The following is an 18,952-nucleotide window of genomic DNA, read 5'->3' as shown; positions in this document are numbered from 1 at the left end:
CAACCATTCCACATCATACATACTATTCCCGCCGGTGTCACCTCCGGAGACTCCCGACCCGGAGTCACAAGCAGCTTGACTATTAATGTCCCACACATTAATCTTCTGTTAATACAATTTTTACAGTCACTTCACAGCAACTCCGTCAGATAATCGGGAACCGCTGCCGTGCGCCTGAGCCTTCTCGCCAAATTCACGATTGCCACCAGCTTCGTACTCCTCGTCACCATGGGGCTCTTTGCCTATATCAACGTGGAGCAGCTGGAGAAACTCCTCTTTGAAGAGGCGGTTTCCGACGCCGACAAGCTCAGCGAAACGATCATCCGCACCACCCACTACCACATGCTCGAAGACAACCGCGAGCGCGCCTATCAGATCATCAACGAGGTGGGGAGTCAGAAGGGAATCACCCAGCGGATCAGAATGATCAACAAGTTCGGCCAGGTGACTCATTCGACGGACCAGAGGGAAATCGGCTATTTCCTGGACAAAAAGGCCGAGGCTTGCAACATGTGCCATTCGGGGCCCTCGCCCCTGGTCCATGCCACCACCATGAACCGCAGCCGCCTCTTCACCGACAGGGAGGGAAAACAGGTTCTCGGCCTTGCAAAGGCCATCTACAACGACGAACGCTGCTTTACCGCCCCCTGCCACTATCACCCGAAGGAGGCGAAAGTCCTTGGAGTCCTTGACGTTATCGTCTCCCTCGACCCCATGCACCAGAAGGTCTATGCCTACCGCAACGAGATAATCGTGCTGACGGTGCTGCAGATCACGCTCATCGCCCTCTGCCTGACCTTTTTCACCCAGCGCTTCGTCAACAGACCGGTACGGCAGCTAGTCAGGCTTACCCAGCAGGTTGGCGAAGGAGATCTGGATACTCGGGTGACGCTGTCGTCCCATGACGAGCTGGGAGACTTGGCATCGGCCTTCAACTCTATGACCGTCAACCTCAAGAAGGTTCATGGCGAGCTTGAGGATTGGGGCAAAAACCTGGAGGTAAAAGTTGAGGAGCGGACCCAGGAGCTCAAGAACATTCAGGCCCAGCTCGTCCATTCCGAAAAACTTGCCTCCCTGGGAGAACTGGTGGCCGGCATTGCCCACGAAATCAACAACCCCCTGACCGGCATCCTGGTCTTCGCGTCGCTCATGGCCAGCGACAAAAAACTTGATCCATCGCTCAAGGCTGACCTGGACCTGATCGTCAAGGAGACCCAGCGCTGTGCCAAAATCGTCAAGGGGCTCCTCGATTTCTCAAGGGAGTCGATCCCGCAGAAAAAACCCTCTTCCATCAATGCCATCATGGATGCCACACTGACCCTGGTGGTACACCAGTCATGCTTCCACGACATCACCGTCGTTAAAGAGTACAACCCGGACATACCGGAAATGCTCCTTGACCCCCACCAGATTGAGCAGGTATTCATCAACCTCCTCCTAAACGCCTGCCACGCCATTGCCGGCTCGGGAGAAGTACGCATCAGGACGGGGCTTGATCACGTGAATGACGAGGTCAGCGTTGCAATTACCGATACAGGCTGTGGTATCCCCGAAGAAATAATCGGCAAGATATTCGACCCCTTCTTTACCACCAAGGAAACCAAGGGGACGGGGCTGGGCCTTTCGGTTTCTTACGGGATCATCGAGGGGCACGGCGGCAGGATCGATGTGCAGAGTACCCTGGGAGCGGGGACCACGTTCACCGTGCGCCTTCCCCTACTCCACGAGGCTCCCCTCGAAGCCGCAGCAGCCGGCCAGCGACAGGAAAGCTCCTGAGCCGACTGCGGTACGGACATCAAGACAACCTTGAAATACAAAAAGGGGCACCTGCGCGTGTGCCCCTTTTTGTATTTATGCCGGTACGCCGAGATGTTCAGTTCGTCATCTGGTTACGAACAGAAATCCGGAGCTTCTTGAGCAATGCCTGAAAATTGGGACGCAACATCCCCGTCTCTTCGGCGGCCCTGGTAATGTTCCAGTTGTTGCGCTTGAGCGCCTGAAGCACGAACGCCTTCTCTATGGGCTCCACGGCCCGTTCCCGTATCTGGCGCTTTGTCTCCTTGAGCTCTTCCACGTTCTGGGGCACATAGCCGCCAACCCCGGCCTGGCTGTCCGTAGCGATGCGAAGCTCCAGGTCTTCTTTCTGAATCAGGTCCCCCTCTGCGAGGACAACGGCCCGTTCGATGATGTTCTCAAGCTCCCGTACGTTGCCCGGGAAGGCATAGTCTTCCAGAAGGGCCAGGGCATCAGGGGCGAGCCCGCGGATATCCCGCCCCATCTCCTCGGAAAAGGTGGCAAGAAAGTGCCCGATGAGGAGGTGGAGATCCCCCTTGCGCTCCCGTAGGGGCGGTAGATCAATGGGAATGATGTTGAGCCGGAAGAAGAGGTCCTCCCGGAAAGTCCCTTGGGAGACGAGACTGCGCAAATTCTTGTTGGTGGCGGCCACGAGCCGGATGTCGATGGGAATCGGCTGGGTACCGCCGATGGGGGTAATCTCCCGCTCCTGCAGCACCCGCAGCAGTTTTGCCTGAGTGGTGAGACTGATATTGGAGATTTCGTCCAAAAAGAGCGTGCCACCGTCGGCCACCTTGAACAAGCCGGTTTTGGTCTGGATGGCCCCGGTGAACGAGCCCTTGACGTGGCCGAACAGCTCGCTTTCCAGAAGGTTTTCAACAAGGGAGGTGCAGTCCACCGCCACAAAGGGGTTGTCGCGACGGTGACTGTTGTTGTGGACGGCCCGGGCCACCAGTTCTTTGCCGGTGCCGCTTTCACCGGTAATGAGAACGGTGCTGTCGGTGGGAGCAACCTGGATGATGCGGCGGTAAACCTTCTGCATCTCCTTGCTCTCTCCCACGAAAATATCGAAACCGTGGTGCTCGCCCAGCTCCTTTTTCAGAAAGATGTTCTCGAGCAGTACTGCTCGCTGCTCGAGGGCTTTCCTCACTTTCTCCGTAATCTGGTCAGGGGTAAAAGGTTTCGCGATATAGTCGAAGGCTCCGTTTTTCATAGCCTCGACCGCGGTATCGACAGTGGAGAATCCGGTAATGATGATGACGGGAACTTCGGGCTGCAGGACCTTGATGGCTTTGAGAACTTCCATGCCGCTCATGCCGGGCATTTTAAGGTCAGTAATAACCAGACCGTAGTTCTCATCCTGCAGTCTCTCCAGGGCAATCTGTCCGCTGGCGGAGGTCTCCACGTGGTAACCCTCCTTTTCGAGGATCCTCCGCAGCCCCTCCCGGATAATCGCTTCATCATCAACTACAAGTACATCAATGTTTTCCATCCGCCACCATCCCCTTTCCGTTGCCGCCCCTACCCCATTTATTCATGAGAACAGCGACTGAACTCTATGGCTCCAGACAGATTAACCCCCTGACAAATAAAGGTAAATATTAGTTGTTTTTAAATTACATCAATCAGGAGGGGAAGTCAAACTCATTGACGATGCACAGGTTAAAAGAGATGCATACACCTTTCACCAATAGCTCGCATTTTCAACATGTTACACTACAAACCAACTGTATATTTTTTTATACACGGCCCCCGGAGCCGATAATATCCGCAACTTCAACCAGTTACACAACACGCAATCTCGCAGCGGGCCAGACACCATTGGCTACCCTGTATAGGGCAACCATACAGTCCTCGCCGGTTCGACACGTCTCGCACCATTCAGGCCCGCAAAATACCGCTGTCATTTCAGTGCAATAGAAAATTTTAATAAATAAAACTCATACTGGCATGCCGGGTGCACTATCTGAAATCAAAAGGCTCACATCTCCGGGTCAGGGAGGATTGATATGAAAACGACGTCGAAAGCACTGATGGTAACTCTGGCAACGGCAGGGACAGTATGGGCGGCCAGCGGCGCGGAATCAGAAGCCAGCGGCCTGCTGGTAACCTTGTTTCTCGCATTCGGCGCACTGATCATCGTGTTCCAGCTCCTGCCGGGGCTCATGCTCTTCGGAGCTATGGTCAAGGGACTGTTTATCAGACCGGCGAAAGATATCGCCACCGGAACATCGGGCAACGAAACGGCGTAAGCGGCGCGGAACGAGCTGCCACAGCGAAGCCGACAGAGAGAGGGACGACCATGTTAGGACTTCTCATAGCGGACAATGATACGGAAGCTCGCAAGCAGATGGCTGATCTCTTCATTGAGGCGGGGTACAACGTCATCGTGACCAACTCGGCGGCCAACGCGATCTACGGAATCCTCAAGAGGGCGGCCCAGGTTGTCCTGATGGGGAGCGAGTTCGATGAGTTCAAGGCTGGCGAACTGGTCCCCCTGCTCAAAAAATGCAACCGTGACCTGACAATCATCCTGGTATCCGATGAGGCATCTTTGCCGACCATGAGGAAACTCCGCAAAGAAGGGATTTTCTATCACGCCCTGAAGCCCAGCAAACCGGAGGACAAGGAAGAAATACGCCAAGCCGTCCGCTGCGCGTTCGACAGCCTGCTCAGTTGCAGGCCGGCGCGATAGCGATCCGGTTCATCGACCAGAGCAACTTGATCATTAATAGCAGGAGCCATACAACTCGAAGGAGGAAACAGCTATGAAACCCACAACGATCACACAGGCAGCGGCACTTTGGCTCGGCAGCGTCGTACCGGCTCTGGCAGCCTCGGGAGCACGGGAAGACAACAGCGGCGTCTTCGTATGGATATTCCTCGGATTCTGCGCTCTCATCATCGTGGCGCAGCTGATGCCCGCCGTTCTCATGATGCTCGGCTTTGCCAAGGGACTCCAGAAAGAACCGACCATGGCCAAGGAAGAGGCACGCCACTAGCCAATCGGCGCGGGAGCGACACCTCCGCGCGCCACGGAGCCCGGCCGGTCCCCTGGGAGCCGGCCCCGACATCACTTAAGGAGGCACACGATGCGCACCCTACGGAAGACGGCAATTGTGCTGTCGCTCCTCGCGATACTCCCCGCCGCGGCTCTGGCTGAAGACAAAACGGCCGATGCCTGCCTCGGCTGCCACAGCAGTAAGGATATCGGGAAGAGCGGTTCCCACCTCTATATCGATGCCGCAAAATACAGCCGTACCACCCACGCCATCATCGGCTGCACCTCGTGTCATGACAGTGTCACAGCGAGCCACCCCGACGATGGCATCCGCCCCTCACGGGCTGCGTGCCGTGAATGCCATTCACCGATCGCCAAAGAATACACCGCGAGCCTCCACGCCAACAATGCCGGCTGCGCCGACTGCCATGATCCCCACGCAGTGAAGCCGCCCGCCCTGACCTCCGGCCGGGACATGAACGCCAAGTGCGCCAAGTGCCATGAGACGGCAAAGATGGTCGAGGTTCACAGCAAGTGGCTTCCCCAGGCGGACCTGCATATCGATGCTCTGCCGTGCATCACCTGCCACACCGGCTCCGAAAACTACGTGATCACCCTGTACATCCAGAAGCGGGCCGGGGAAAAACCCCAGAGCGACTTCAAAACGGCGACCTATGAAGACCTCTCCCGCACCCTCCCCGGCGACCGGGATGTGAAAGCGATCATCGACACCAATGGCGACAACTACATTTCACTGGCCGAGCTGCGCTCGTTCAACAAAAGCGCCAGACACGACGGCATGAGACTCTGGGGGATGATGACCCCTGAAAAAGTGACCCACACCTACCAGATTCTGGATAACCGCTGGGACTGCACCTTCTGTCACGCATCGGGTCCCCGGGCAATGCAGACAAGCTTCGTCGCATTCCCCGACAAACACGGCACCTACAGCCGTGTCGCGGTTGAAAAGGGCGCGGTCCTCGACCTTCTCTACGGGACCCCCGACTTCTACATGATGGGCTCCACCCGCAGCACGGCACTGTCCATCATCGGCGGACTGATAGTGAGCGGCGGCATCGCCTTCGCGGGGATTCACGGGACCTTCAGATTCCTGACCAGGAAAAACAGAAAGGAGCACTGAGCCATGAGCGCCCATAACGAGCATGCCGAACATAAGGAATTCATCTACCTCACCCCGATGCCGATCAGGATCTGGCACTGGATCAACGCCCTCGGGATCGTGACCCTCTGCCTGACCGGCATCCAGATCCGCTTCCCCGAATATGTGAACATCTTCGGGACCTACAAGGCAGCCATCAGGCTCCACAACACGGCAGGGATCACGGTATCGATCTTCTATGCCATCTGGTTTGCCTACTACCTGATCGTCAAGGGCAACCTGTTCAAGCTCTATGTACCGAACACTTACGACATCAAAATGGGAATCTTCCGGCAGGTGCTCTACTACTTCTACTACTTCTTCAAAGGAGGGCAAAGCCCCCATCACGCCACCCCCGACGACAAGTTCAACCCCATGCAAAAAGTAGCTTACATGGGACTCATGCTCGCCCTGATGCCTCTTGTCATCGTGACCGGCATCCTGATCCTGAACGTGGCGCCCCTGCGCGAACTGATCCTGCTCATGGGAGGGCTCAAAATCCTCGTGAGCGCCCACTTCCTGATCGCGTGCTGCTTCTTCGCCTTCCTCTTCGTCCACGTCTACCTGGCCACCATGGGGCACACCCCCCTTGCTCACTTCAAACCCATGTGGGATGGCTGGGAAGAGGTTGAGCATCACTGAATACCCCCCGGCAGAGCCAAAGGCGAAACGGTCCGATCCGTTTCGCCTTTTTTATGGAAATCGCCGGAAATCCACCGCCTGCCAGACCGGAAACAGTATTTAAATTGACTAATCTAGACCTCTTACTTATAATCCAGCTGCTTTGTGCATACAGCATACAGTATCCACTTGCCACAGGAGGCTACCATGAGATTCCGCTGTTTACCCCTTCTCGCGGTATGTATCATCTCACTTGCCGGTTTCGCCTACGGCATCACCATCAAAGATGCGGTATTCCAGACGAAGGACGCCGGTCGGGTAGTCTTCAGCCACAAGGCTCACATCGGCAAGAAGGGAATAGAAAATAACTGCAAGGCGTGTCACGACGGAATCTTCAGCCTCAGGAAGAAGGTCTCGTACACCATGGCCGACATGGAAAAGGGCAAATCGTGCGGCGCCTGCCATAATGGCAAGGAGGGAGTGTTCCCCCTGAAGGAATGCGCCCGTTGCCACGCGGTGAAAGAGATCACGTATAAGGTCAAGTCCACGGGGCCGACCCCCTTCAGCCACCAGAAACACTTGGCCGTCTATGACAACTGCAATGCCTGTCACCCCAAGCTCTTCAACGCCGGCCCCAACAAGCGCGCAACCATGGCCGACATGGAAAAGGGCAAGTCGTGCGGTGCCTGCCACAACGGCAAGACAGCCTTCGGACTCAATGAATGCGCCACCTGCCACATGGTGAAGGAGGTCCCCCTCTCTTCTCCTGGCACGGGCAAGATAATCTTCAGCCACAAGCTGCACGCCGGCAAGATGAAGTGCGACCAGTGCCACAACAAGCTCTATGTGCCGGGAAGGAACAAGCCGGTCGGCATGGCCGCCATGGAGAAGGGTAAATCGTGCGGTGCCTGCCATAACGGCAAATCGGTCTTCGACGTGAAGCAGTGCGCCAAGTGCCACCCGGTGAAGGAAGTGAACTACAAGGTCAAGGGAGCCGGTCCTGCCACGTTCAGCCATGCCCTGCACCTCTCCATGTACACGTGCTCCGATTGCCACAACAAGCTCTACAAGACGGGTCGCAGCACGAAGGTCGTGACGATGCACGAAATGGAGAAGGGCAAGTCGTGCGGCGCCTGCCACAACGGCAAGACCGCCTTCAGCGTCCGGGAGGACTGCGTCAAATGCCACAACATGTAACCGTATGACATCACGGTAATCAGCTACGAAAAGGGCGGGGGCGCGTACCCCGCCCTTGCATTTTGTGCAATTGAGGATAACCTACAACATGAAAACCTTTTTTTAAAGGAGACCTCATGCCCCGGAGTTTCGCCGCAAAAGCCATCGTCCCGCCGGCAATCGCCGTGACAGGGTTCGTCATCGTCTGCTGCATCCTCCTCTACTCGGTCATCAAGACCGACATGCTGAATGATGCCATCCAGCACGAGACCAATCTGGCCGACACCATAGTCAAATCGGCACGTTATGCCATGCTCAAGGATGACCGGGAAACCCTGCGCAACATCATCGACAACGTGGGGCAGCAGAAAGGGGTCGAGCACGCCCGCATCTTCAACAAGAAAGGAGTGATCATGTTTTCGGCCCACACCGGGGACATCGGAAAACTCCTGGACAAAAAGGAGGCGGGATGCGTGGCCTGCCACTCCGGCCCGGTCCCCCTCACCAGCATGGGGCGTATGGATCAGGCGCGCCGCTTCATCAATGAAAAGGGGCGACACGTCATCGCCATAACCGTTCCCGTCTACAATGAGCCCGAATGCTTCAACGCAGCGTGCCACGTCCACAGCCCGAGCCAGAAGGTACTTGGTACCCTCGACATAGGCCTGTCCGAAGCCCCGCTCCAGAAGACCCTCAACGTCATGCAGGGGAGAATGGTCGTCTTCTGCCTGATGGTGCTGTTGCTGACTGTGGGAGGGGTCTCGGCCCTGCTGCGCCGGAATGTGCTGCTGCCGGTCCGCGAACTGGCCGATTACGTCTCCGCCGTCAAGAGGGGCGACCTGAGTCGCAAGGCACCAGCCTACCGCGATGAAGTGGGAGAACTGGCCCGGGCCTACCAGGAATTGGCCCACCAGCTGAAAGAGCGGCGCGAGTCACCGGACGAGGCCTCCCAAGACGAACCGGCCGGCGACCGCGGGGACCGCTCCTGACGCCGTCGTCAGGCCAGCGTATCGAAACGGCACCCATGAAGCGAACCACCGAACGTTCCCCTTCACACAACAACGGCATTTCACCGCCCGAACGCGACCTGGTACGACAGGAAGCGGTCGAGCGCATCCGCCGCTACCGCGTCACGGCAAGCCGTGGGCTGTGGGCCATGGCCCTGTTCCTTGCGGTAAGCACCGCTGCCCTCTGGGACTTCAGCTTCCTGCCACCCATGTCGGACCAGGTCCGGGCATTCCTGGGGAAACCGCCTTCAGCGACCATGATCAGCGGGGTACTCATGCTCTATACCTTCTCTGCCATCATCCTCATACTGGCCCGGATGATGGGGGGAGCGGAACAGTACAGCGGGTTCGCCCACGTGGGATACCTGACAGCCTTCTATCTGTTCTACCATTTTGCAAGGGCGCTGAATGACAACTACTGGGCCGTTTTCGTGGCGGGAATCACCATCCTGGGACTTGAGAGCTACCACATCTGGAACTTCTGCTCTGAAGCGATCCGCAAGGACCAAGAGATTATCGACACCATCGACCGGAACCGCAGAGAGTAGCGGCCGGGGCAGCCCCAGCGGCCGGGGCGGGAAAAGGCTTGACGAAAATGGGGAGAATTGCTAGCTTTGTCTGAGCGTTAGACTGTTTCGACAATCACATACCATCGAACCGCTAGGGGAGTTTCGGCTGAGAGCCCGTCTGTGATGCCGTTCGGACCGCGCCCGGATAACAGGGAATAACGCGGCACGGAGCGGCAGGGCGACCCTTCGAACCTGATCCGGGTAATACCGGCGTAGGGAAGCGATAGAACATGGATCACCACAACCCATGGGCCGCTTCTGCGGCCTTTTTTGTTTACACAACCCCACCGTATCCCGACAGGAGGCCCCATGAACATAACCGTCAACGGCGAAGCCAAGAGCATCGCAACCATGAACGTCCATGACTTTCTCCACTCCATCGACATCGATCCGCGCAGGGTCGCAGTGGAGTTGAACATGGACATCCTGCCCAAGGCGGAGTACCAGGCCACCGTCCTCAAGGACGGCGACGCACTGGAAATCGTCCACTTCGTAGGTGGCGGGTAAGGTCGGCCGCATCGGTCCGCCCCAGCGCCCGACAATGCTTCGCGATTCAAACACTTCAAGGAGATTACACCATGTCCAATGCAGCCGATAAACTGGTCATCGCCGGCCGCGAGTTTTCCTCCCGCCTCATGGTCGGCACCGGCAAGTACGCCAGCAACGAGCAGATGATCAAGGCCCTGGAGGTTTCAGGCGCAGAAATCATTACGGTGGCGGTACGTCGGGTGAATCTGGCCGACCGGGGCAAAGGGTGCCTGCTTGACTTCATCGATCCGAAAAAGTACACGCTCCTGCCCAACACCGCCGGCTGCTACACGGCCGATGACGCGGTCAGAACCTGCCGACTGGCCCGGGAGGCCGGCATGAGCGATCTGGTGAAGCTGGAGGTGCTCGGCGACGAGAAGACCCTCTTCCCTGACAATGAAGAACTGCTCAAGGCAGCAAAAATCTTGGTGAAGGAAGGGTTTACCGTCCTTCCCTACACCAGCGACGATCCCATTGTCTGCAAAAAGCTTGAAGATATCGGCTGTGCCGCGGTCATGCCGCTGGGCGCCCCCATCGGCAGCGGCCTGGGCATTCGGAATCCGTACAACATCCTGATCATCAAGGAAACGGTCAAGGTGCCGGTCATCGTCGATGCCGGTGTCGGCACCGCCTCCGACGCCGCCATCGCCATGGAGCTGGGCATCGACGGAGTTCTCATGAATACCGGCATCGCCGGCGCCAAGGATCCCATCGCCATGGCAGAGGCAATGAACATGGCCGTGCGAGCCGGCCGGCTCGCCTACTTGGCGGGACGCATTCCCAAGAAACTTTATGCCACGGCATCGAGCCCCATCGAGGGGATGATTGGCTGAGATCGATTTTTCGCTCTACCTGATCACTGACCGCCACCAGACAGGTGGCAGGGACCTGTTCGCCGTGGTCGAGGAGGCCCTGGCCGGTGGCGTGCGGTGCGTGCAACTCAGGGAAAAGGACCTGCCGGCCCGGGCGCTGCTTGAGCTCGCCCTGGCCATGCGCAGCCTCACCGACCGCTTCGGGGCCAGGCTCCTGATCAACGACCGGGTCGACATCGCCCTGGCCGCGGGGGCCGACGGCGTTCACCTGGGCGAAGAGGGGATGCCGGCTGCCGTGGCTCGGGAACTGCTCGGTTCCGGGCGACTCATCGGTGTTTCGTGTCACGGCCGCGACGGGGCAGCAGCAGCCGTGGCACAGAGAGCAGACTTCATCACCTTCGGGCCGGTCTACCCCACCCCGTCCAAAGCAGCCTACGGTGAGCCGGTGGGCATTGGCCAGCTGGCTGCAACGACGCAGGAGATACACATTCCGGTGTTCGCCTTGGGAGGAATCAAGGAGGCGAACATCCCCGAGGCGCTGGCTGCCGGCGCGGCAGGGATTGCCCTGATTTCTGCCATCATCGCCGCCCCGGACCCAAGGGAGCGCGCCCAGGCGCTCCTTGCGCTCCTGCCGCCCCGAACCCGAGACGAGTAAGCCATGTCAGACCTGTTCATACATCCCGAACTTCGCTTCCACTCTTACGGCACCTGGCTGCGCCGCCGCTTCGGCTGCAACGTGAGCAAGGTGAACGTGGACGGCGGCTTCACCTGCCCCAATCGCGACGGCAGCCGCGGCACCGGCGGCTGCATCTACTGCGACAACGCCTCCTTTTCCCCCGGCGGCACCGTCCCCGACAAGGCTATCGAACTGCAGATGGTCGAGGGCATGGCCTACCACCGGCAACGGCTGGGAAGCGAGAAGTTCATCATCTACTTCCAGAAGTTCACCAACACCTATGCGCCGGTTGCCCGCTTGCGGGACCTGTATACCCGCGCCCTTTCCCATCCCGACGTGGTGGGGATCTCGGTGGGGACCAGGCCCGACGCCCTGGCGGACGAGGCCCTTGAGCTGCTGGCCGATCTGGCGCAGGAGCACTACGTCTGCATTGAACTGGGGCTTCAGTCCATGGACGACGCCATCCTGGAGCGGATCAACCGGGGCCATACCCTGGACGAGTACCTCCGAACCGTGGATCGGATCGCGGGACGGGGCATCGCCCTCTGCACCCATCTCATTTACGGCTTTCCCGGCGAGACCCGCGAAGGATTCATGAAAACGGCGCACCTGCTGGCGGGACTGCCGGTGGACTCGGTTAAGCTCCACCAGCTCCATGCGGTACAGGGAACCCGCCTGGCCGAACTCTACCACCGGCGCGAATTCGTGCCGATAACCCTTGCCGAGTACGTGACCACGGCCTGCGACTTCCTGGAGCTTCTCCCCCCCCGCATTGCCGTCCAGCGCCTCTACGGCTCGGCCCCCCTCGCCATCCGGGTGGCGCCCACCTGGAACCTGAAGAACAATCAGATGTGGTTTGCAATCGTGAACGAACTGCGTCGACGCGGCTCCTGGCAAGGGTGCAGGCTCGACCGGGACCACTGCCGCGTCGGCAACCTGTAGACCTCACCCACCCCAAGGAGGCACGAGATGAAAACCGCCAGGCTTTCCCCGTCGGGGAATGAGTTTCCCATCGGCAAAATACTCTGCATCGGCCGCAATTACGCCGAACACATCAAGGAGTTGGGCAACGAGACTCCCGACGCGCCGGTTGTTTTCATGAAGCCCGCTACGGCGGTCATCGGCGACGGGGAAACCATTATCATCCCCTCCTATTCGCGCGAATGTCACCATGAGGCCGAGCTGGCGCTGCTCATCGGAAAAGGAGGGAAAGACATCACGCCCGAACGGGCACTGGAGCATGTGGCAGGCTACGGTGTTGCCATTGATCTGACCCTGCGGGACGTCCAGGCCGAATTGAAGAAGAAGGGACTGCCTTGGGAAATCGCCAAGGGGTTTGACACCTCCTGCCCCCTTTCAGCCTTTGTTCCGGCGAGCCGGGTGACCGACCCCCACGACCTGCGCATTACCCTCAGAGTGAACGGAGAGATGCGCCAGGACGGCTCCACCTCCCTCATGATTCACCGGATTCCCCAGATCCTTAGCTACATGTCGGGAGTTTTCTCGCTGGAACCGGGAGACGTGATCCTGACCGGTACCCCTGCAGGCGTCGGCCCCCTTGTGGCGGGAGACACCGTGGAAGCCGAAGTCGTCGGCGTGGCGGCGCTCCGGGTAGCCGTTAAATAATATAAATAATCATATTATTGACACTATTTTTGCAGACACCCCTTGTTAGCGGGTGAATAACTGACGGGGGTAACCTATGGAAACACAGAAAAACTGCCCCGAATGTCAGGGGCTTATGCTCCTGCTGCCGGGGTGAGGGGGCCTCTTCTGGCGGTGCCAGAAGTGCGGCAGGAAAGCGCCGTTTGGCGGACGAGAGATGCATTCTTGCGGTTGCGGCGACTGAGCCACTGAAAAGGGGAATGGGTAATCCATTCCTCTTTTTCTTTGACGGCAACCGGCCCGGCGGTTCCCGGCGCCGAAAGACACGCATTGTAGTTGACCGGCCCGGTGGTAGAATGGTACCGATACAATTGACCCTACAACCAGCGGAGCGCCGATGCCCATAGACGTTTTCGATGCCATAAAGCCGAGCCTCCAGGGACTGCTCGGCGGAGCCCGGGTTGCCCTCACCGGGCCGGGAGAGGAAGAAGCCGAAGGAGGACACGTCCTGCGCAAGCCCATGGTCGTCGATGAGGTCACCTACCTCTTTTCGGCGTTCCGGGATTCCATCCCCTTCACCCGCACCGAGGAAATTTTCTGCGGCGAACTCGTGGCCGCCTTTGCCGTGCTCTACTCGGGCTTCAGGCAGGAGGGCTACGCAGCCCACTTCCGCACCGCACTTCTGGCCTCTCTGATGGACATCACGGTGGCCCGCTTCCTCCGGGGCGACCACCGCAAGGCGTTCTGGTCCATCCAGCAGTTGATCCAGCTCCTCAAGAACCTCTCCTACCAGCGCTACGAGGGAAAGCCCGCCACCACCGGTTTCCTCGTGTACCGGACGACGCTGGTGGAATTCCGCAAACGGGTCCGCTATCAGAAGTGCGCATGGCTCGACCTGAATCCCCAGCAGGCGCTGACGCCCACCCTTTTCGACAATCCCCTCACCTACCGCTTCATCGATGGAACCAACTCGCTGTTTGCCGCCAATGTCCAGATGCAGCTCACCGGCATCGTCAAGCCCAGCGGCCTTACCGAACGGGACGAAGTGGACCGCCACGCCCACCGCAGCGTCTTCGCCCTGCTCCGAACCGCCGGGGCCGGCGCCTTTGCGGTCAAAGTCAACGAGTCATCGGAAATCGAAGCCATCATCTGCCCCGACAAACTCCTGGTGCGACGCAGGGGGCAATGGGGCATCTTCGATCCGGACATCTTCCGCTCGTTCCTGGCCGGCTGCCTCGATCCGGAGGAAATCGAGGAACTGGCATGGACCCTCTACACACTTTCCAAAGCCCGCCACGGCACGGTGGTGCTGATTCTGGAGCGGGGGGACCGGCAACTTGCCCGTCTCAAGCGAGGCTCGGTGGGGGGCGACGACCCCCTTGGCATGATGCTGGCGAAGCGGGTGAAAGGAAAGACCATCAGCCAGCTCAAGCAGTCGGGCGAACTGGTGCGGCTCCTCTCGTCCGACGGCATGACCGTCTTCAGCCGCCGTGGCAGATTGCTGGATACGGGGGTCATCATCGACACCTCCCATGCCAGGGAACTGGTGACCGGCGGCGGCCGTACCACCGCGGCCACGGCAGCGTCCTTTTCGGGGAGGGTCATCAAGGTTTCCGAAGACGGCCCCATCGAACTCTACCAGGGAGGAGCGCGCGTTTACTCTTTTGGATAACGCTGTTCCGGCCCGTACCCGAACGCCATATCGGGAATGCCATTTGCATACAACCTCGCAACTTGACGTATCGCGCCAGCATACCTCACACCTTACAACCACCTGTATACCGGGAGATTGCCGTGGCAAAGAATCTCAGCCTGGGGTCCAGACTCATTCGTTTCTCGCTCACCGCCGGTCTCGCCGTGGGAACGGCGGGAGCAGTCATGGCGCTTACCTATGCACCAGCAGCAGGCTACGACAAGGGACATGCGCAACTCCTGGCAGGCATGCTCGGGTGCAACGCCCTGCTGTCGCTCTTCGCCCTCTGGATGCTTTCCGCCAGAAAACTGGTGATTCGTGTCAACAATCTGGCATCTGCCATGGACCGTGGCGCCGAAGGAGATCTCACGGTCACCGTCACCGATGAGTCGTCCGACGAACTCGGGCAGCTCACAGAGAACTTCAATGCCATGTTCGGTCGCCTGGCGGGCATGGTAACCCGGGTCAAGGAGGCCGTCGAAGAGCTGCGGGCTATCTCGGCCACGGTCAAGGACGCGGTTGAGCGCGGGCTCGACACGGCGGAAGTCCAGACAGGGGCAGTGCAGCGGACAACCGACGGCATCCGTGCCATCGACCGGTCGGTGAACGAGGTCGCCCAGTCGGTGGAATGCGTGTCGCGCACGGCCTCCGAGAATGCCGCTGCCATCGTCCAGATGTCGACGAGCATCGAGGTGGTGGCGGAACACATGGAAGGACTTGCCCGGGAGGTGGACGAGGTAAGCTCATCCATCCTCCAGATGGCGGCTGCGGAAAAGGAAATCGGCAGAAGCGTCCGGGTGCTCATGGAGGATGCGTCCAGCACCGCCTCGCTCGTTGCCGAAATGGACCTCTCCATCAAACAGGTGGAGAAAAGCGCCCTGGAAACCGCCGCAATTTCGGAAGAAGTTCTGCGCGATGCGGAACTGGGGCGGGACTCGGTGGACCGGACCATCTCGGGCATCAATGAAATCCGCCGCTCCTCCCGCAGCGCCTCTGACACCATTACCACCCTCTCCCACCGGGTCGGCGACATCGGCACCATCATCTCGGTCATCAATGAAATCGCGGAACAAACCAAGCTCCTGGCCCTCAATGCCTCCATCATCGCCGCCCAGGCAGGGGAGCACGGCAAGGGTTTCGCCGTGGTGGCGAACGAAATCAAGGAACTTGCCAAACGGACCACCAGTTCCACCGGAGAAATCGCGGAAATCATCTCGGGACTCCGGGAGGAAACGGTTCGGACGGTTCAGGCCATCAAGCAGGCGGAAGACCGGATCGGCGAGGGGGAAACGCTCTCCTACCGTTCGGGGGAGGCGCTCGAAAAGATCGTGGACGGGGTGAAAATGGCGGTCGACCAGGTGGGCGAGATCGCACGGACTACCGTTGAGCAGGCCCAGGGTAGCGAAAACATGCGCCGGGCCATGGAACGGGTTGCGGAAATGGTCGAGCAGATCATGCGCGCCACCCAGGAGCAGACCCACGGCACCGAGTTGATCACCGAGGCTGCGGACCGCATGAAGAGCCTCACGGGGCGCGTCTTCAGCTCCACCCGGGAACAGCGCGACACCAGCACCCACATCGTCCGCTCCAGCGAAGGGGTGACACGTATGATCTCAACCATCCGCCAGGCATCCCAGGTTCAGGCGGAAAACAGCCAGAAAATCGTTGAAGCAGTGGAAAACATGGAGACTACCGCCGTCAACGGTCTCGATACCACCCGGCTCATGGAAGAGGCCGTCTCTCGCCTTGCACGCCAGACGGAAGGGCTCACCGAAGCCATGGCCGGTTTCAAGGTCCGGTAACCGGGGCCGGCCTCAATCGTCGGCCCGGTAGCCGATCCTCACGGCGCCCCAGTGCCTGCCGCCGATAACAATCGGCACCGAAAGGTCATTCATCACCTCGCCCGTGTCCCTCAGGTAGGTCTGCAGCAGGAAACTCCCCGTATTGCCAGCGCACCGAAGTCCCGTGCGATCGTCGAAAATCCGCTTGGTCCGGTTATGCTCCTTGTCCGCCTCCCGGTTGCCGGTGAGGGGGCGCGAATAGCGGAGGTTATGGGAAGGACAGTAACCGCGCCGGTCAACGCAGATTGCGTAGTACATGCCGCTGTCGCGCCCCAGGACATCCTCCTGGATCGGCGAAATGATTTCGTCGAAGAGCCGGTCAGAGGGCGTGCGGTATTTCTGGGGGAAGGTGTCGGGGATCGGCGTGTACTCGGCGCTGAACAGCGCATCAAGAGTAACGCGCCGATCCGCCGCGGCCCGCTCAAGTGTCGCGATGACCCGGTCGCGCATCTCAGACGCCAGTCCTTTGACCGTATCGTGATAGGTCCCCACCTTGAACCGCCCCACGGTGCCATAAATCTGCTCGGCCGTCTCCGAGAGCTCCCGGAAGATTCCCGCCGTCTGCTCCATCTGGCCATTTACCCGTTCAGCCGTGCCCGAAACCTGGCATATCTTTTCGGAGATCTCGCCGGTGGTGGCGCTCTGCTCCTCTGTTGCCGTGGCGATCTGGTTGATCATGTCGGTGGACTCAGCCGCCAGGCGCAGGATATCCTCCAACTGCCGCCGCGCCGTAGTTGACCGCTCGACGCCCACCTCGACCTTGTCCTTCCCTTCGGCAATGGATGCCACTACCGCGCGGATCTCCGCCTGAATACTCCTGATGATGGTCCCGATTTCCCGGGTGGAGGAAGCGGTCCGGTCCGACAGTACTTTCACCTCATTGGCCACCACCGCGAAACCCTTGCCCGAGTCTCCCGCCCGGGCCGCTTCTATTGCCGCGTTGAGCGCCAGAAGGTTGGTCTGGTCGGCGATGTCCCCGATGATGCCGACAATCTCACCGATCTGGTCCGACGACTGCTGCAGCTTGTCCATGGTGTCGAGCGTTGCCATGACGCTGTCCCTGATCCGGTCGATGCTCTCGGCGGTCTCCGTCACGGTAGCCATCCCCTCATGGGCGGCCCGGTCCACGGAAAGGGAGAGCTGGGCTGCCCGCTGGGTATTGACGGCCACATCATTGAGTGTCGCCGCAATCTCCTCGGAGGCAACCGCCACTGACGTGGACAGATCCTTCTGCTCGTGGGTTGAGGCCACCAGCCGCTCGGTTTCCTTGATGGTGCGGCAGGCGGAAATGGCGATATGCCCGGTCTGGTGATACAGGCCCGAGATAATCTCCCTGAGATTGGTCACAAGGAGGTTGATCCCCTCGGCCAGCACCCCGAGCTCGTCGCTTGAACGCACCGGCACAGAGGCAGTGAGGTCCCCCTCGCCCTGGGCGATTTCCTGCACCCGCCTCGATATCTCGCCGATATTCCTGATGATGACCCGATTGAAAAACAGGTACATCACGCCGAGTAGGAAAAAGAACGAGCATACGCCCACCAGGGCCAGGGCCATGGTCAGTTTCCGGGCGCCGGAGTACCCCTCCTCCAGCGACGTGGTGAGAAGCATGGCGCCGTTGAAGCGGACACTCTGCTCATGGCACGACTGACAGCGCATCTCATTGGCCAGGGGAACGATGAAGCTCAGCACGTGCCGCCCGTCCACCTTGTGACGCTTTTCCGCAGTGACCCCGGCGGTCAGGGCCGCCTGCACCTCTCCGTCGGGCGCGTCCTGCTTTTTGCCGGCCGACCTTCCCGCGGCATCATAGATACGCAGGTCGAGAACGGCACCCTTGCCCCGTACGTCGGCCACGTAGCGCTCAATAACGGCCATGTCACCCGCCATCATGAGTTCGCCGATGTCACGGACCACCAGGGTCGAGAGCCCGCGGGTGTTGCGGGTCTGGAGATCCATGATTGCGGTGTATTCAAGCCAGATTGAAGTAATTCCGAGGGCGGCAAACCCTAAAAACAGAGTTATACCGATAATGGCGAGAACCTTGAAGGCGAGTCTCGTTTGAAACATGGCGGGGCTCCTTCTGACCGTGGCGTGTACTTAACTTAACGTATCGGCAGGCCCCACCAGACCTTTAACAATTTAAAAAATTGTTTTAGCAAAATGAATACACCGCAACGATCATCTGTTCTTCCCTGCCCTCAGAACACGCAAAAAGCCCCGGGTTCCCCCGGGGCTTCGCAATGCGTAACCGTGTGCGGATGTGCTGCCTACGCCTTCATGACATTGGCCGCCTGGAGGCCCTTGGCCCCCTGAACCACATCAAAGGTCACCGCCTGTCCTTCGACCAGGGTCTTGAACCCGTCGCCCTGGATCGAGGAAAAATGAACAAACACATCCTCGCCGTTTTCCTGCTCGATAAAGCCATACCCCTTGCTGTCATTGAACCATTTCACCACACCTTTAGCCATTACTC

The 18,952-nt window shown here is 59.3% G+C and carries 19 protein-coding genes and 1 riboswitch; of the genes, 16 read left to right on the top strand and 3 right to left on the bottom strand.

Annotation, left to right across the window (positions count from 1 at the left end; translation table 11 throughout):
* Positions 1 to 168 precede the first annotated feature (168 nt).
* On the top strand, positions 169 to 1,776 hold the full coding sequence (locus AABA48_RS00290) for a sensor histidine kinase (protein ID WP_286351599.1): 1,608 nt from the start codon (positions 169 to 171) through the stop codon (positions 1,774 to 1,776).
* A 97-nt stretch (positions 1,777 to 1,873) separates the two neighbouring features.
* On the opposite strand, the gene AABA48_RS00285 is transcribed toward AABA48_RS00290, so the two are convergent.
* Complete coding sequence (locus AABA48_RS00285; protein ID WP_286351598.1) at positions 1,874 to 3,286, bottom strand: sigma-54-dependent transcriptional regulator; 1,413 nt, start codon at positions 3,284 to 3,286, stop codon at positions 1,874 to 1,876.
* A gap of 517 nt (positions 3,287 to 3,803) precedes the next feature.
* Here AABA48_RS00285 and AABA48_RS00280 point away from each other — a divergent pair.
* From AABA48_RS00280 to AABA48_RS00210, 15 genes are all read left to right on the top strand, one after another.
* Positions 3,804 to 4,046: a hypothetical protein gene (locus tag AABA48_RS00280; protein ID WP_286351597.1), complete on the top strand. Its 243-nt coding sequence runs from the start codon at positions 3,804 to 3,806 to the stop codon at positions 4,044 to 4,046.
* Between the two features lie 50 nt (positions 4,047 to 4,096).
* Positions 4,097 to 4,489, top strand: coding sequence for a response regulator (locus AABA48_RS00275; RefSeq protein WP_010941259.1), 393 nt, complete (start codon positions 4,097 to 4,099; stop codon positions 4,487 to 4,489).
* A gap of 73 nt (positions 4,490 to 4,562) precedes the next feature.
* On the top strand, positions 4,563 to 4,796 hold the full coding sequence (locus AABA48_RS00270) for a hypothetical protein (RefSeq protein ID WP_010941258.1): 234 nt from the start codon (positions 4,563 to 4,565) through the stop codon (positions 4,794 to 4,796).
* A gap of 90 nt (positions 4,797 to 4,886) precedes the next feature.
* A complete protein-coding gene (locus tag AABA48_RS00265; RefSeq protein WP_286351596.1) occupies positions 4,887 to 5,936 on the top strand; it encodes a cytochrome c3 family protein in 1,050 nt (349 codons plus the stop codon).
* Between the two features lie 3 nt (positions 5,937 to 5,939).
* Positions 5,940 to 6,596: a cytochrome b/b6 domain-containing protein gene (locus AABA48_RS00260; protein ID WP_010941256.1), complete on the top strand. Its 657-nt coding sequence runs from the start codon at positions 5,940 to 5,942 to the stop codon at positions 6,594 to 6,596.
* 186 nt (positions 6,597 to 6,782) lie between these two features.
* The gene (locus AABA48_RS00255) at positions 6,783 to 7,772 is read left to right on the top strand and encodes a cytochrome c3 family protein (protein ID WP_286351595.1); all 990 of its coding nucleotides are present in this window, start codon (positions 6,783 to 6,785) and stop codon (positions 7,770 to 7,772) included.
* 116 nt (positions 7,773 to 7,888) lie between these two features.
* Positions 7,889 to 8,740: a HAMP domain-containing protein gene (locus AABA48_RS00250; protein ID WP_286351594.1), complete on the top strand. Its 852-nt coding sequence runs from the start codon at positions 7,889 to 7,891 to the stop codon at positions 8,738 to 8,740.
* Between the two features lie 35 nt (positions 8,741 to 8,775).
* Positions 8,776 to 9,306 carry a Yip1 family protein gene (locus AABA48_RS00245; RefSeq protein ID WP_286351593.1) on the top strand — a complete coding sequence of 177 codons (531 nt, stop codon included), beginning with the start codon at positions 8,776 to 8,778 and terminating at the stop codon, positions 9,304 to 9,306.
* Between the two features lie 104 nt (positions 9,307 to 9,410).
* A riboswitch (TPP riboswitch) is annotated at positions 9,411 to 9,563 on the top strand.
* Between the two features lie 73 nt (positions 9,564 to 9,636).
* A complete protein-coding gene (gene thiS, locus AABA48_RS00240) occupies positions 9,637 to 9,834 on the top strand; it encodes a sulfur carrier protein ThiS (RefSeq protein WP_010941252.1) in 198 nt (65 codons plus the stop codon).
* 71 nt (positions 9,835 to 9,905) lie between these two features.
* Positions 9,906 to 10,688, top strand: a complete 783-nt coding sequence (locus tag AABA48_RS00235) for a thiazole synthase (protein WP_324309614.1) — start codon at positions 9,906 to 9,908, stop codon at positions 10,686 to 10,688.
* Positions 10,681 to 11,322 (top strand): thiamine phosphate synthase, encoded by a 642-nt coding sequence (gene thiE, locus AABA48_RS00230; protein ID WP_338270763.1) that lies wholly within the window; start codon positions 10,681 to 10,683, stop codon positions 11,320 to 11,322. Before AABA48_RS00235 ends, thiE begins: the two co-directional genes overlap by 8 nt.
* Before the next feature lie 3 nt (positions 11,323 to 11,325).
* Positions 11,326 to 12,285 carry a TIGR01212 family radical SAM protein gene (locus AABA48_RS00225; RefSeq protein ID WP_286351591.1) on the top strand — a complete coding sequence of 320 codons (960 nt, stop codon included), beginning with the start codon at positions 11,326 to 11,328 and terminating at the stop codon, positions 12,283 to 12,285.
* Positions 12,286 to 12,312: 27 nt separating this feature from the next.
* Entirely contained in the window at positions 12,313 to 12,969 is a 657-nt protein-coding gene (locus AABA48_RS00220; protein WP_286351590.1) for a fumarylacetoacetate hydrolase family protein, read from the top strand.
* Positions 12,970 to 13,345: 376 nt separating this feature from the next.
* On the top strand, positions 13,346 to 14,620 hold the full coding sequence (locus tag AABA48_RS00215) for a hypothetical protein (protein ID WP_286351589.1): 1,275 nt from the start codon (positions 13,346 to 13,348) through the stop codon (positions 14,618 to 14,620).
* A 122-nt stretch (positions 14,621 to 14,742) separates the two neighbouring features.
* Positions 14,743 to 16,443, top strand: coding sequence for a methyl-accepting chemotaxis protein (locus tag AABA48_RS00210; RefSeq protein WP_338270762.1), 1,701 nt, complete (start codon positions 14,743 to 14,745; stop codon positions 16,441 to 16,443).
* A 12-nt stretch (positions 16,444 to 16,455) separates the two neighbouring features.
* On the opposite strand, the gene AABA48_RS00205 is transcribed toward AABA48_RS00210, so the two are convergent.
* Both AABA48_RS00205 and AABA48_RS00200 read right to left on the bottom strand, forming a co-directional pair.
* Positions 16,456 to 18,546 carry a methyl-accepting chemotaxis protein gene (locus tag AABA48_RS00205; RefSeq protein ID WP_286351587.1) on the bottom strand — a complete coding sequence of 697 codons (2,091 nt, stop codon included), beginning with the start codon at positions 18,544 to 18,546 and terminating at the stop codon, positions 16,456 to 16,458.
* Between the two features lie 200 nt (positions 18,547 to 18,746).
* The gene (locus tag AABA48_RS00200; RefSeq protein WP_010941244.1) at positions 18,747 to 18,947 is read right to left on the bottom strand and encodes a cold-shock protein; all 201 of its coding nucleotides are present in this window, start codon (positions 18,945 to 18,947) and stop codon (positions 18,747 to 18,749) included.
* Positions 18,948 to 18,952 lie beyond the last annotated feature (5 nt).

It is taken from the genome of Geobacter sp. 60473 (assembly GCF_036323535.1).
GTDB classification, from domain to species: Bacteria; Desulfobacterota; Desulfuromonadia; order Geobacterales; family Geobacteraceae; genus Geobacter; species Geobacter sulfurreducens.
This window is presented reverse-complemented; position numbering and strand designations above follow the sequence as displayed.

Bases quoted from the DNA above. Each gene is read 5' to 3' on its own strand.
- AABA48_RS00280 (WP_286351597.1), top strand. From the start codon at position 3,804: ATGAAAACGACGTCGAAAGCACTGATGGTAACTCTGGCAACGGCAGGG.
- AABA48_RS00250 (WP_286351594.1), top strand. From the start codon at position 7,889: ATGCCCCGGAGTTTCGCCGCAAAAGCCATCGTCCCGCCGGCAATCGCC.
- AABA48_RS00220 (WP_286351590.1), top strand. From the start codon at position 12,313: ATGAAAACCGCCAGGCTTTCCCCGTCGGGGAATGAGTTTCCCATCGGC.
- AABA48_RS00285 (WP_286351598.1), bottom strand. From the start codon at position 3,286: ATGGAAAACATTGATGTACTTGTAGTTGATGATGAAGCGATTATCCGG.
- AABA48_RS00245 (WP_286351593.1), top strand. From the start codon at position 8,776: ATGAAGCGAACCACCGAACGTTCCCCTTCACACAACAACGGCATTTCA.
- AABA48_RS00215 (WP_286351589.1), top strand. From the start codon at position 13,346: ATGCCCATAGACGTTTTCGATGCCATAAAGCCGAGCCTCCAGGGACTG.
- AABA48_RS00225 (WP_286351591.1), top strand. From the start codon at position 11,326: ATGTCAGACCTGTTCATACATCCCGAACTTCGCTTCCACTCTTACGGC.
- AABA48_RS00275 (WP_010941259.1), top strand. From the start codon at position 4,097: ATGTTAGGACTTCTCATAGCGGACAATGATACGGAAGCTCGCAAGCAG.
- AABA48_RS00235 (WP_324309614.1), top strand. From the start codon at position 9,906: ATGTCCAATGCAGCCGATAAACTGGTCATCGCCGGCCGCGAGTTTTCC.
- AABA48_RS00270 (WP_010941258.1), top strand. From the start codon at position 4,563: ATGAAACCCACAACGATCACACAGGCAGCGGCACTTTGGCTCGGCAGC.
- AABA48_RS00260 (WP_010941256.1), top strand. From the start codon at position 5,940: ATGAGCGCCCATAACGAGCATGCCGAACATAAGGAATTCATCTACCTC.
- thiS (WP_010941252.1), top strand. From the start codon at position 9,637: ATGAACATAACCGTCAACGGCGAAGCCAAGAGCATCGCAACCATGAAC.
- AABA48_RS00265 (WP_286351596.1), top strand. From the start codon at position 4,887: ATGCGCACCCTACGGAAGACGGCAATTGTGCTGTCGCTCCTCGCGATA.
- AABA48_RS00255 (WP_286351595.1), top strand. From the start codon at position 6,783: ATGAGATTCCGCTGTTTACCCCTTCTCGCGGTATGTATCATCTCACTT.
- AABA48_RS00205 (WP_286351587.1), bottom strand. From the start codon at position 18,546: ATGTTTCAAACGAGACTCGCCTTCAAGGTTCTCGCCATTATCGGTATA.
- AABA48_RS00200 (WP_010941244.1), bottom strand. From the start codon at position 18,947: ATGGCTAAAGGTGTGGTGAAATGGTTCAATGACAGCAAGGGGTATGGC.